Source organism: Flagellimonas myxillae (assembly GCF_023502235.1).
GTDB classification, from domain to species: Bacteria; Bacteroidota; Bacteroidia; order Flavobacteriales; family Flavobacteriaceae; genus Flagellimonas; species Flagellimonas myxillae.
The window spans coordinates 254,297-267,634 of record NZ_JAMFLY010000001.1 but is presented as its reverse complement, the minus strand read 5'-3'; the positions used below and the strand labels follow the sequence as shown (position 1 = coordinate 267,634).

The following is a 13,338-nucleotide window of genomic DNA, read 5'->3' as shown; positions in this document are numbered from 1 at the left end:
ACCCAGAAATAACCGTAATCCGCGCTTAGGCAATCCTTCTGATTTGTATTTTTGAAAAAACCAACCTTATGAAAATCCAAGTTCTTTCCCTTGCTCTTTTAATTTGTTTGTCACTAAATGCCCAGGACCATTCCCATAAAAGCACTCGCGCTTTTTCATTTCCGGATGTCTCTGGGTACAAGACTTTGACCACAGACTTTCACCAACACACTGTTTTTTCAGATGGAAATGTTTGGCCCACCATCAGGATTATGGAAGCCCTCCGGGATAACTTGGATGCTGTATCCCTCACGGAGCATTTGGAATACCAGCCCCATTCCGAAGATATACCGCATCCTGATCGAAATAGAGCATATCAAATTGCGCTTAATGAGGCTAAATCCCACGATTTGATGGTTATTTCTGGTTCGGAGATTACCCGGGGAGCCCCAATTGGACATAGCAATGCCCTGTTTGTCACGGATGCGAACAAGCTTTTGGTGGACAAAGCTGAGGACGCCTTTGCTTCGGCAAAAAAACAAGATGCCTTCGTTTTCTGGAACCATCCGGCATGGTACCCACAAAATCCAAATGGGAACCCCAAACTAAGCGACTTCCAAAAGGAAAGAATCAAAAATGGCGAACTCCATGGAATTGAGGTGATCAATGATGGGGATTATGCTGAGGAATCTTTAGCTATGGCCTTGGAAAACAACCTTACCATCATGGGAACCAGTGATATCCATGGTCTCATAGATTGGCACTTTAAAGAAAAGGGACATTCCCGCCCCATTACCTTGGTCTTTGCCAAAGAAAGAACCAAAGCGGCCCTGAAAGAAGCTCTTTTGGCAGGTAGGACCGTGGCCGTGTTCGACGAATTGTTGGTAGGCAAGGAAGAGTATCTTAAGCCGTTGCTGAAAGCCTGTATCGAAATCAGCGATATTGCTTATATCAACAAGACCTCCATTTTGAAGGTTACGCTAACCAACAATTCCAGCAGCGACTTGTTGTTCCAGAACAAAATGCCTTATACATTTTATTCCCATCCGCCGCTGTTTACCGTTCCAGCCAAAGGAAGTACCACATTGCAGATAAAAACATTGGAGAAAAAGGAAAATATTACGCTATCCTTGGAGGCTGTTGGGACGTATATGGCCCCGAAACAACATCCAACCATTGAATGGGAAATTGAAGTTGGTACGGAATAGTCCGCAGGTGAAGATTAGTCAACTATTCCAGGCCATCAACGTAATCCTGTAAATAGGAGTATTGCTTGGTGAGTTTTCCATTTTGGGTCATTCTGGAGCGTTCTAAAATCCCATCTTCATCATTGTTGAAAAAAGCCGGGATCACATATTTAGAAAAAGCCTCGCCAAATCCGTTGCTGGCGTCCCGGGGAAGTTCGCAGGGTAGATTATCCACCGCCATTACAGCAATGGCATCCTCATCCCTAAAATCAACTTCTTTTTCCGATGTGGGATGATAACCATAAATGGGGTCGGTTATGGTACTCGGTTTAATGGTTGAAGCTACCGGACCATCAATATCGCAACTTACATCGGCCACTACTTTTATCTTAAAATTTGGGTGCTTGGCATCCTCCCGGGTATATAGATAGGGCGCGCCATCGCCATAAAAATGCCCGGCAATATAAAAGTCCGTTACTTCGGCAAACCTAAAAAAATTGGATTTATAGGCTTCGGGATTGGCAAAAAAATCGGCCTTGTTGCCCCGAACCCCATCTTTCCTTTTGTTGTACTCCGAAGCATCTATTTGGCAATAGACCGGTTCTTCGAAGGTTTCCGCAAGATATTCTCCCACATTTACCCGTTTCAAATCCATGGCATCGAGCATCTCCCGGGCACCATTCCCTACCCGTCCCCTGCCGGTAAGCAAAATCTTGATATTGGGCAATTTTATCTTTTTGAGCTCCGAGATCAATGCCTGCTGATCTGTAAGCGTCTCCGCCTTGGGCAATTGGAAAATCCCATACTTTAGGCCATACGCACGCATACCATTGTAAGCTCCAACAATTCCGGCATACCGTCCAAAAGCCACCAAGCGCTGTCCCTTCGAATTGGTGATGACCTCATGGTCGTATAGTTCAATATTCTTGTCCAAAATCGCTTGGAGCAGTTTTCTATTGTACGGTTGCTTTTTAATGGTATGGGAAAAGAAGAAATATTTCTTATTTGGAATCAGCGAATCTATGGGTACCTCCTTAACCCCGAGCAGCACATCGGCACCATTCATGCTTTGAACCACGGGAATATTTTTTTCGGAATATTCTTTGTCTGTAAACACCCGGATTGGGGAAGTTTCCACTTCAATCTGTGCTTCTGGAAAGGCTGACAACACATTTTTACATTCTTCCGGGGATAATACTACACGACGGTCCGGCGGAGATTTTCGCTCCTGAATAATTCCGAATTTCATTAATTATATAACTTTTCTATTCACCAATGTTACAAACATAACATTTTGACTGTAGGATTTCAAAACTTTTTTTGGAATGCTTTTTGGGGTACCTTTGCGGGCCATGTCTAGTTTTAAAGGCATGGCAAACGTACGGAATTTGTATGATTTTGCGTTAGGGATAGAGGTTAGGTACCATGTACCACCGAAAGCCCAACCCTTTGGAGTTTTAGCAAAAAGGGGAACGCCCACTTCTCGATACATCCCGAAACAAGTTTGGGACACTCGAAGTGACGTTAGTTCTTTGATAAAAAAATGAGAGGATTTTGTCCATCTTCCCTGCGCAAGGCAGGTTCGATGGACGTAATTCGATTACGCAAATCGTGGATGGTGGTTTTCACCAGGTTTATCCCGAATCAAGTTCGGGATTCAATTCGATTACGCAAATCGTGGATGGTGGTTTTCACCAGGTTTATCCCGAATCAAGTTCGGGATTCAATTCGATTACGCAAATCATAGATTTGCTATCTCATTGAAGGGGCCGACTGGTTTTGACAGCGAGACCATTGGCAATGTAAGCATGTCGAGCGCTGGGATACAGCTCGTTAAACTCATTTTCCACACTTTTAATTGGCGATAATAATTACGCTCTTGCCGCATAATCTGAATTATAGTAGGATTTGCCTCGTCCTTACTAGGTAGGGAAGCGAGATGTTCCTGGATAGCCCTTGTTGACGGCGATCCGTTTTGGAGCACCATAAAAGTCAACATAAGGGTACGGCTCGCTTTGGCAGTACCACTAAAACTTTAAGAAGCTAAGTGTACAATAGGCGGTCTTTGGTCGGTTGTGCATCGAAAATTGAACATAGACTAAGCATGTAGAAAGCATTGACTTTGCTTGTTTGGACGGGAGTTCGATTCTCCCCGGCTCCACCTACGCCCTCCGAAGCTTTGAGCATAGCGAAAAGCGAAGGAGGGCATTATTTCACTTTTCAACCTCTTTTTATTTACAACACTCGGGCTTCGGTGGACCCGGTCCACCAAAGTTCCGTATCAATATCTGCTATTATGGGTTGGACAGTTTATCTATTGAAATGCAAGGATAAAAATTATTACACGGGTTTTACCGGTAATCTAAGCAGAAGACTTTCTGAACACAATGATGGTAAGGTAAAATCCACCAAACATAGATTGCCCTTTATTTTGATCACTTACATAGTTTTTACAGACAAATACAAGGCCCTGGCATTTGAAAAATATCTAAAGTCCGGCTCCGGCATAGCATTTAGGAACAAACGCTTGGTTTAACGCGCCCCGTAGTTTTGAGCAAAGCGAAAAGTGAAGGAGGGCCTCACTATTTCATTGATTACCATTATCTTCGAGATTATCTAGTACTCCAATGTCCAAAAGAAAATCTTGGTTACGAATCCTGATTGAGCTTATTGAGGTTTTTATCAACAGTAAGAATGGGAATAAGCGAGGTCGCACATGGCACCAACATGTGGTGCCCTATGAAGAAGGTTGGGCCGTACGCCGCGAGGGCAACAAACGCATTACAAGCAAACACCGCAAACAGAGTACAGCGATTAGAAAGGCCAAAAGCCTGGCCAAAAAATATAAGGCAGACGTTGTTATCCATAGGGCCAGTGGCGGGATACGGGAGCGGATTAGTTACAACGACTAACCAAAGCATAAGTTAGGTTGAATCTAGGCTCAAGCTAAGAAACCATTTGTCTTACCATAAGATGCAATCTTGCTTTAGCTTAGGAATGGTAAAATTTTTCCTATAATATTATTAGGTATTTTATACCAAAGCAACCTAAAAACTCGAAATGAATCCAACAAAATCACTAATACACTTTAACAAATATGAATTGACCATTATCATTTTGCTTTTACTTTTGATTATCTGCGCACCATTTATTTTTACAAGGGCTACCTTCTTGGGAATTACATTTGACAACACTGGAGAAATTGGAGATACAATCGGGGGTATTACAGCACCATTCGTTAACTTGTTAGCTGCCTTTTTGGTCTATAAGTCTTTCGTAGCTCAAATAAGAGCCAACTTAGACCAGCGAAGAAATCATGATATACAAATGAAGCTGATTAGAAAAGAGCAAGCTTTAAATACACTTATCTATCTTTTTAAAGAAATTGAGACCACAGTAGTTGAATCTGACAGTAGAATCCACAGGGGAAGTATCAGCGGAATTATTGCTCTCAACCGGGACTACGAAGCGTTCGTTAGCAGACATCTTAATAATCCAGAGTACCTAAAAAAAACCAAAATCGACTATAACCGAAAAATCGGGAAGGCTATCAGCACATTATATAATAATAATAGCCATCTCTTAAGATTCATCCGACATTTGGAATCATACATGTCCAACTATGCAGATGAGAAGAATGTTGTAGACTTTACAGGGTTTTATGTTTCCAAAATCTACGATTTAATAGATAATCTGAAATATTCCAAAATTCTTGCCGAAGAGTTGAACGATATAATGACCGAATCATTTTTGGACGAAACCAATTATTTAAAGCTGAACAATACAAAACTAAATTATGAGGAATTAAGAAATAAGCTAAATGGATTGTTACTTTCAACAGGAATTTTTTAGAATAAGGCTTAAAACCTTTAAGCTACACCTATTAAAGCCAAGAAACTGAAAACTAGCTTTGTAGAAGTTCAATTTGTTTGAAAAAATCCGAAAGTTTTACTCCTCTTGCTTCACAAATTCTGTGGAGGGTTTTTAATGGAATATTGTAACCGTTCTTTTGAGAAATTTTTCTAACGATTTTTTCATCAATATTATGGTCTAAGGCAAAAGCTCGTTTGGATTTGGCTTTAGCAATCCATTCCGATGAAATATAGTTACAAATGGCTTTGTTTATTTCCATTGTAAACAAAGGAAGAATTTAGCTATGAATAAAGTGCGGACTATCGCCCGCATTCGGAAGATTATGATTATCTTTGAATAGCAATCCCAAATCATTTCCCATGAAAGACAAGAAAAAGATCAACCTTGATGACCTGGAACTCCCGGTTGATGCCTATTTTGGAACCTTAGAGCGGCAAAAAAAGGATTATTCGCTTACCCGTTTACGGGTAAAGGGTTACCGCGACCTGCTTTTTAAATTGGAATCGCTTCTTAACATCTGTATTTTGGCGTTGGACAACTCCAACTCGGGCAACCACCAAGATATTTTAGAACCGGATGAGCATATTAAAGCCGTTTTGGAGGTGGCAGCTCAACTGATTCCTTTTGAGGAAGCCGAGTTTTTGGATACTGTACGGGAGCAGATGAAGTGAGCCAGATTATTTACTACAGTTAAAGATTAGCGTGCTACCCCCTCTTGTTTTTGATTCTTCGTCCAACATTTAGAACCCGAAATTTATACAACTCTTATACTCAAAAGTTTAATTTGGCGGTTAGCCTCCTTCTTACCAGGGTTGGTTTAACCAAAACACCACACCATTCACGTTATTTGTCGTGTAATTCACGACATTTTTTTTTCTTTTCACTAATTTACTGGGAAGTTTATCATCGCCAACCAAAACCCAAAAGTTGTGAAGCACCTAATACTATTTGTTTGTTTGTTCGCGATGATATCCAGCCTGAAGGCTCAATATGTAACAAAAAGACAATTCACAAAGGATAGTAGATCATTTAATCTTTTGGCAACCCCATTGGATTTACAGCATAAAAGAGTCTATATATTTCGGAAATCCATACAAGATTATTTTGCGGACAATGGATCCAAAAAAGCCAAAAAGGGGGCTATTTTGAGCTTTACAAACTCTAGGGAAAAAGGTTCCTCGTTTCTTGTAAATGCCGGATTCCTGTATTCCTTCTCAAAGGTGGCCGCTAATGACAGTATGCTACTCTATACAAAAAGATCTATTGCCCCCTATGTACAGTATGATCGAAACACCTTGATCGATGAGGAACAGAATAATTTTACAACTGGTGTATCTTATGTTCAGAATTGGTTGGATTATGAAGATGTTGTAACTAACCATTCAGACAGTAGATTATTCAATGTTCCAATAGCCGTAATTCTTGCATATCGCGATGACCATGAAAATGTTTTGGAGAGCTTTCAAAGTAGCATTATCCTCTCTCCGCAACTTAGCCATTTGAATAAAAACAAAAAGCTTGTCAAAACCAGTTATTTTAAGCCTTTATTGAATGGGACATTGACCATCCTTACCGATACAAAGGTCGGATTGGAGTATGACTATGTCTACAATAATCCCGATGCGGGTTTTAACGGAAATTTTTTTCGCACCTATAGCAAGGCACTTTTGGGCCTTGCCCTATCCAAAAAGGACACCCAATTTTTCTCCTCGTCCATTTCCCTTCAACAAAGGTATGCGATTGCAAGACCGGAAGAACTAGGCAATTCATTTTCGCTATGGACCTTCTCGGTTTCTTATAAACCCTTTCCGGCAAAAATCGATAACAGAGACATAAGTCCGGCCATTAGCATTATCCATCAAAATGGAGAAGACCCATCCAAAGGGTTTGCTGACCAGAGTTATTGGGCCTTATCGTTGGAAATTGCTATTTAATCGAAACGTATTTGAAAACCAATTAGTAACCTTAAATTCTAAAGTATGCATCAAAACCTAAGAACCTCGTTTACCCTTAATGACCAAACCTTAATGAACCTTTCCAAAGAAGAAAGAAATAAAGATGGAAAGCTTCAAAAAATGCAAATGCTGATACCAGCCCAGAATTACAACACCTTCTTTTGTTTGTATGCCAAATTCAACGGTGAAATTACGGGAGGTGGCGATGACGTCAAATTTTATCCTGAGTCTTGCGATCTATTTTTACAAAACTATTATGGGGATGTCACCTTGGGTTTAGTAAAACTAAATCAAGAAGTTGATATTATCTATGATGCATTTATTGATCAACCCATCTATCTTTTAAAAGTCCATGTGAGGGCTTTACATGCCTGTGTGGAATTCAACCAGCCACAACCCATCAAGGTAAGAAAACAGCCAAGTATTCTAAACTATAAGGATTACGCTGATAACACGGATTGGTCGTCCTTAATGGGTGGCTGGATAAATCCAAATTACTTATTGCGGGTACTTGTATACTATGATAATCTGCCCACCAATATTTTTGACCCAAAGGACAGCACCAACAATAATATCTTCATTGATAGTTACAAGTATGAAAGAGATGGTGATGAACTGTATATCAAAAAATTCCAAAGGCCTGATGGAACTGTCTTTTTGCCCAAAGGCCACAATTTCGGGGATTTTGAAATTGACGAAAAAAATGGAGAAATCATTACCTATAAATGCAGACCTGCCTATGTTCAATTTAGGTTGTAAAGGATTCGGTGTTTTTTTGATTGCTTGTTGCTTCTCATCTTTTACCGCTCTCTCGTTCGCAAAGGATGATATTTTAGACCAAGTTTTAAAAGAGATTAGGCATTTTGATTTTCAGCATTCAGAATCGGTCATAGCTAAGGTCAATGATGAGTCGATCAGTTATGAGTTGAATAGGTATTTAAACACGTATAAAAATTATGGAATCGATTTTAATACGATTGAATCCAAGCCCAATTCAAGTGGACCAAACCCGAATTCTACAATTCAGAACTTAAATTATGGCTTACAGCTATTACTAAACACCTATAACAATGAATCCCAGGCCCTATCTTATCTTGATAGGGCTTTAAACTTATCCATTTCGCAGCAGAATAAGGTTCTCACATGTGAAGTAATAAAGGCCATTCTTATCTATAATGACAGGCTTTTGGTTTTGGAAGATTATCCAAAACACTATCTAACCACATATAAAAACAACATTTACGACGAACAGGAAAAATACATTTTCTGGGTCTTGGAAGCCGATATGGGATTTGATGGGGATAAATTCATTCATGGAGAGGAAATCATTGCCAACATCAAAAGAATAATTCCCCTTATTAAATCCAAATATTACAAATCAATGGCCCATAAAATTTTGGGCAATTATTATGATTTGGTCCTCGAAGATTACCCCAGGGCGTTGAGCCACCATAAGAAAGCTTTGGACTTAATAGCAGGGCAATCAACAGGTCTTTACCACACATTAAGGGAGTCCATAAAGATCAATATGGCGGTCATATTTTTTATGCAGCAAAAATATGATCAAGTGTTTCCGTTGCTTCAAATTAACCAAAACTTGCGTGGCAAAACAATTGATTATTTAAACTCTTACCGATATGTATGGTTGAAAAGTACTTATGAAAAATTGAACCAATTGGATAGTGCATTCTACTTTTCTGAAAAAAGCAGGGTAATCCGAAATAAATTCAGCCAAATTGATCATGCCTCAAAAGTTGCAAAGATGCGCCTTGACAGTGAAGTAAATTCAATTAATGCGAAAGCTGAAAAATTACAAAGTAATCTGAATACCGTTTTGCCAATACTAGGTATTTTGCTACTGGTCCTGGCAATCCTCTACTATCTTTTCAGGAATTATAAAAAGCAAAGTGGACAGCTCCAAGAAGAAAAATCGGAAACCCTTCAAAAGTTGGATGAACTCAAACAATTGGTCATTAAAAACCATATTGTACTCAAGGATAAAACCAAAATCTACATTGCCGATTTAATGTATATCAAAGCCGAAGATCATTATCTCAAACTCTTCCTTAGTGATGGGAAAAATCATTTGGTCCGCGGTAAGATAAAAGCCATCAAAGAGGAATTGCCACCAAATTTTCTACAGTGCCATAGAAGCTATGTGGTCAACTCAAATTTTATCAAGCAGGTAAACGCCAAGAGCCTGATCATCTACAACAACGAAATCCTTCCCATATCCCGAAGCTTTAAAGAGGGTTTTTAACCTATTAGCTATATCTCTTTGCCAATCTTTGGCTTTTCCAAAGTAACCATATTTTTATGCCTAGAACAGTGTCAACTTACTTGACCTTTCCACCAACTGCTGGTTTACTCGTTGAAAATCAATAAAATACCCAACAATGGGTATTTTGCCGCAAGCGCTTCTTTTGTAGTTTTCGCTTTAGCAAAGTCAAAGCCATTATGAAAAAAGCAGCTCTATTTCTCACTGTTGTTACCACCCTTTTTTCTTGTCTACCAGACACCTCCGATCCTAATCCTTTCGGAGGGACTGACGATGGATCTGAAGGAATAGTGCCCCAAGATGGAAATACCCTGGTTGATCTTACTATAGAACTACCTCCAAATGCCGAATTGAGCCCTTCTGACCTTATAGTCTCTGGTCTCTTTACAGATGATACATCGCTTACGGCTGGGAACACAAGCGTGGAGTATTTTAACGGGGACGGTCTTGAATTGACCTTTGTGACCGATCTTGACCAGAATATTGTTCTTTTTGGCTTTGTTAATCCAACCAATCCGTCAAGCTTCACCCTCAATTCCAGTAGCACTGCCCAAGCACTAGTGCTCATGCATCCCTGGGCCATGGATTTATCCACTGAGCTTAAAAAACAGGTAATGACCGAGATAGAGCGCATGCCCGAATTCACAACCTTACAGACTAGGATTGAAATCGAAGTCTCTAAAGAAAATGTTGATTTGCTAAACAACGAACTGGTACAATCTTCCTTGGCAAATCTTATAAATAAGGTTCTGGACTCGAATGCCGGTAAATCAAAACCGTCAAAATTGATAGACGAACTCAAAGAACCTTTGGCCATTTCAACAGAGGGTAATACCCTAACGGTTAAAAACATTGACAACAGCATGGCCTATGGGATAAGGTTATTGGGCGAAAATGGCTCCAACGCAGTGCAAATCCTTCCCGATGTCAATAAAAACTTGTTTGCATTGGACCAAATTGGTCGCATCATAAGTCTAAGTGGCTTTGAAGAAACCCAGGTGAGTTTTGACATACCCAACAATCAGCAATATTCCATCATTGCAAAGAATGGGTTGGAATTTGATAACTCGGCAGAAGACAATGCAGTTTTTAATAGAAATGCCGGTAAAATCCTAATCAGCCTTTTGGGATTGGTAAGCAGTTCCTTAAAAGGTGCCTTCTCCAGTGACCAATGCCTCGACGCTCTAGGCAAGTTCGCTTTTCAGAATATCAATCAAACCTTTCAAAAAATCTCTAGAAACCAAATTTCCAACAGCGATTTTCTAGACGATAACCTCAATCTTTTAAGGGATAATACCGTTGGGGTCGGCAATGTTCTAAATCAATGTAATCATCCCCTGGTCCAAAGCGAAAGACTAAAGCTGCTAATTTCCAGTGTAGTCAAAGTGAAAGAACTATTCAATGCAGCGGAATTTGGTCTTCTGGTCATAGATTGGGCCCGATACAAAAACAAAATTGAATTTTGCATAGACAAATCTACCGGCGAAGTGGTCAATTGCAAGGATGTGACCCTATCTGGTGAGTTGGAATTTAACCGAGTTCCAGTTGGGAAACCTCAAAACAAAACCGTTACTATAAGAAACAACAGCGAAGCACCTTTTAAGATTACCGAGTTCAAATTCCCTAAAACTGACTTTACAAGCAGTCCTGAAATCCCGAATCAGGGCATGGAATTGGAAAATGGTACTTCCATGGATTTTACAATCATCTTTAACCCGCAAACCGTTGATGACTTTTCTGGGGAGTTTGAGGTTATCACGGATTTGGCAGAAAACGGCACCTCAAAACTAGAAGTACTCGCTAACGGTGTCAATGCCCTTAAATCAGATAAAACGGAGCTTGATTTTGGAAACATCTTGGTGGGGGAATCCAGCGAACCGCAAACCATTATCCTGACCAATGAATCTGATGTGGATCTTATCCTAAGCGAAGTGCCCTCTATAGATGGTTATACGTTTAACATTCCAGAGCAAACCCTCGTCGCCAGCGAGACCGTTTCTATTCAGGTGGCTTTCAATCCAATAGATGATTTTGCAGATTACAACACCTCCCTGATATTTAAAACCGACTCCGACCAAGAGGATGTTGTGGTAGCTCTGGGGGGGGATGGTTATAAAGGGCTTCAATTAGAGGTTTTATCCACTCCAAACGACCTGGATTTTGGAAAAGTGGACGTCAATTCAGAAACAGGCGAAACGAAATTATTGCGAATATCAAACCCAACAGACATCAATATTGGAATCAACGGTTTTGTGTTCACCAACGAAGCTGAAGGTGGTTACACAACTTCCCTGGACAATGAGCTGGCCAATCCATCTGGAATCACACTTGCTTCGCAAGATAGTCGGGAATTCACAATAACTTTCAAACCTGACCGTGCCGGATTTTTCAACGGTGAATTCGTAGTGGACAATACGGAATCCCAAGAGACGCCCATCCGATTACCTATAATGGGTGAAGGTGTGGAACTGGAAATTTCTGTCAACCCTGACGTTTTGGATTTTGGGGAAGTTGAAGTAGGCGATTTCCCTTCGGTCAGAACCTTTACCATCACTAATAATCTTGATGCATCCGCAGGTTTTTCCGTAACACCCCAACATGATGAAATTACCACCAACTGGAGCAATGGAACAGTATTGGAGGTTGGTGAAATGCGGACCGTAACGGCTCAGTTTAATCCAACAACAAGCACTACAACGCTAAATGGAGCTCTTGATATTGAGGCAATAGACCTAAATCAATTTGCTACAGTGAGTTATACTGCTAGCAAAAAAGAGGACAACACTAACATATTGGACGGGGATTGGATGCCGGAATGGGATGTGAGAACATGTGAACCTACGAATACCAGTAATGACACACAATGTATCAACCATCAAAATGCAAGGCCCTATGTTTTTATTCCCAATCCTAACGGGTTCTGCCAGACAATGATTTGCGGAATAATGGACTTTAGCAATATAAGAAATGGCAACTCAGATACTGTGGTAACAAATGAATGGACATTTGACGGAACCACTGTCAATATCAACATTGTGAGTAGAAGCAACGGCTTCTTTTTCACCGACCGAACTTTTACCTATACTGGAACCTATGATGAGAACACAGACAGTTTCACAGGGCCTTATGAATCTGAATACGAGGGTGGTGGCACCGCGGGCTGGAAAAATAAAGCTACCGGTTTCCTAACACTAAGGAGGCAGTAAACTCAACACGCACATTTTTGATTTGAATCGAACCCATGAAAAAACTATTTCTAACTGCATGCTTACTTAGTTCTATGTTCAATTACGGACAGAAAAAGAGTTTTTTATCCAACAACAGTTTCTCAGGCACTTTTGAAATGATGGGAAACAAGCTTAAACCAGGGAGCATCATCATTGAAAAATTTAAAACTTCGGAGGGAGAATTTTCAGGTAACCACCTAAAAAATGAAGGTATTGTATTCCCCTATGCATGTTTGGATTGCAGTTTTACCATTGAAAGCACGGGTGTTCCAATCCGTGTCAACGAAACTCGTGGTAAAGGGTTTACAACAATAGTGGCGGTGGTAAAAAAGAAGGTCCAAAAAAAACAGGAAGCTCTGCGGTTTGAAGAGTTGATCAGCGCCATTTCCTCTAAAACCACTTTGGCCCAACAACGGAAAGTAGTGTATTCAGCATATCCAAATTTTAGCAGCAAATCCAAAATAGACGATTTGGCCAAACGTGTAGAACTTGGTGAATTCCTACCTAACCCGGTAAAGCAATTCATCCCTGAAAAAGAAGCAGCAAAACAAGCAATTGAAACCGAATCGGCAGAAAATAGTACTGTTAAAACAGACGTATTGGTCAATGTAGAAAAGCCTGAAGCAAAAGAAAGGGCAAAAACGGAAAATATGGAAGCAAACCCAATATCCGAAACGTCCGAAAAGTCGGTTAAGCCTCCAAAAATCAAAACCAGTAAATGCCAAAAGAATATCGATAGGCTCCAGAAGAAACTGGAACAAGCTAAAAAGACCAATGACCATCTAATCATAAACGAATTGCAGACGGCTCTTGATCGTCATCTTAAAAAGTGCGAATAA

Annotated in this window: 12 protein-coding genes and 1 other RNA gene; 11 read left to right on the top strand and 2 right to left on the bottom strand. The window is 40.2% G+C overall.

Features of this window, described 5'->3' with window-relative positions:
* Positions 1-68 precede the first annotated feature (68 nt).
* A complete protein-coding gene (locus M3P07_RS01275) occupies positions 69-1,187 on the top strand; it encodes an Sb-PDE family phosphodiesterase (RefSeq protein ID WP_249968082.1) in 1,119 nt (372 codons plus the stop codon).
* A 22-nt stretch (positions 1,188-1,209) separates the two neighbouring features.
* Here M3P07_RS01275 and M3P07_RS01270 read toward each other — a convergent pair whose 3' ends face one another.
* Positions 1,210-2,415, bottom strand: coding sequence for an NAD(P)-dependent oxidoreductase (locus M3P07_RS01270; RefSeq protein ID WP_249968081.1), 1,206 nt, complete (start codon positions 2,413-2,415; stop codon positions 1,210-1,212).
* Positions 2,416-2,931: 516 nt separating this feature from the next.
* On the opposite strand from M3P07_RS01270, the gene ssrA reads away from it, so the two are divergent.
* The 4 genes from ssrA (at position 2,932) to M3P07_RS01250 (ending at position 5,018) form a co-directional block, all read left to right on the top strand.
* Positions 2,932-3,330: a transfer-messenger RNA gene (gene ssrA, locus M3P07_RS01265) on the top strand.
* Positions 3,289-3,702 (top strand): GIY-YIG nuclease family protein, encoded by a 414-nt coding sequence (locus M3P07_RS01260; protein ID WP_249968080.1) that lies wholly within the window; start codon positions 3,289-3,291, stop codon positions 3,700-3,702. The genes ssrA and M3P07_RS01260 overlap by 42 nt, the downstream gene beginning before the upstream one ends.
* A gap of 91 nt (positions 3,703-3,793) precedes the next feature.
* Positions 3,794-4,078 (top strand): DUF2188 domain-containing protein, encoded by a 285-nt coding sequence (locus M3P07_RS01255; protein WP_249968079.1) that lies wholly within the window; start codon positions 3,794-3,796, stop codon positions 4,076-4,078.
* A gap of 415 nt (positions 4,079-4,493) precedes the next feature.
* Positions 4,494-5,018 carry a hypothetical protein gene (locus tag M3P07_RS01250; RefSeq protein ID WP_249968078.1) on the top strand — a complete coding sequence of 175 codons (525 nt, stop codon included), beginning with the start codon at positions 4,494-4,496 and terminating at the stop codon, positions 5,016-5,018.
* Positions 5,019-5,070: 52 nt separating this feature from the next.
* On the opposite strand, the gene M3P07_RS01245 is transcribed toward M3P07_RS01250, so the two are convergent.
* A complete protein-coding gene (locus M3P07_RS01245) occupies positions 5,071-5,298 on the bottom strand; it encodes a transcriptional regulator (protein ID WP_249968077.1) in 228 nt (75 codons plus the stop codon).
* 100 nt (positions 5,299-5,398) lie between these two features.
* On the opposite strand from M3P07_RS01245, the gene M3P07_RS01240 reads away from it, so the two are divergent.
* The 6 genes from M3P07_RS01240 to M3P07_RS01215 all read left to right on the top strand — a co-directional run bounded on the left by M3P07_RS01240 (position 5,399) and on the right by M3P07_RS01215 (position 13,338).
* On the top strand, positions 5,399-5,710 hold the full coding sequence (locus M3P07_RS01240) for a hypothetical protein (RefSeq protein WP_249968076.1): 312 nt from the start codon (positions 5,399-5,401) through the stop codon (positions 5,708-5,710).
* Positions 5,711-5,968: 258 nt separating this feature from the next.
* Positions 5,969-6,973, top strand: coding sequence for a hypothetical protein (locus tag M3P07_RS01235; protein ID WP_249968075.1), 1,005 nt, complete (start codon positions 5,969-5,971; stop codon positions 6,971-6,973).
* Positions 6,974-7,018: 45 nt separating this feature from the next.
* Complete coding sequence (locus M3P07_RS01230) at positions 7,019-7,753, top strand: hypothetical protein (RefSeq protein WP_249968074.1); 735 nt, start codon at positions 7,019-7,021, stop codon at positions 7,751-7,753.
* Positions 7,698-9,254 (top strand): LytR/AlgR family response regulator transcription factor, encoded by a 1,557-nt coding sequence (locus M3P07_RS01225; protein WP_249968073.1) that lies wholly within the window; start codon positions 7,698-7,700, stop codon positions 9,252-9,254. The genes M3P07_RS01230 and M3P07_RS01225 overlap by 56 nt, the downstream gene beginning before the upstream one ends.
* Before the next feature lie 197 nt (positions 9,255-9,451).
* Positions 9,452-12,478, top strand: a complete 3,027-nt coding sequence (locus M3P07_RS01220; protein WP_249968072.1) for a choice-of-anchor D domain-containing protein — start codon at positions 9,452-9,454, stop codon at positions 12,476-12,478.
* Positions 12,479-12,513: 35 nt separating this feature from the next.
* Positions 12,514-13,338 (top strand): hypothetical protein, encoded by an 825-nt coding sequence (locus M3P07_RS01215; RefSeq protein ID WP_249968071.1) that lies wholly within the window; start codon positions 12,514-12,516, stop codon positions 13,336-13,338.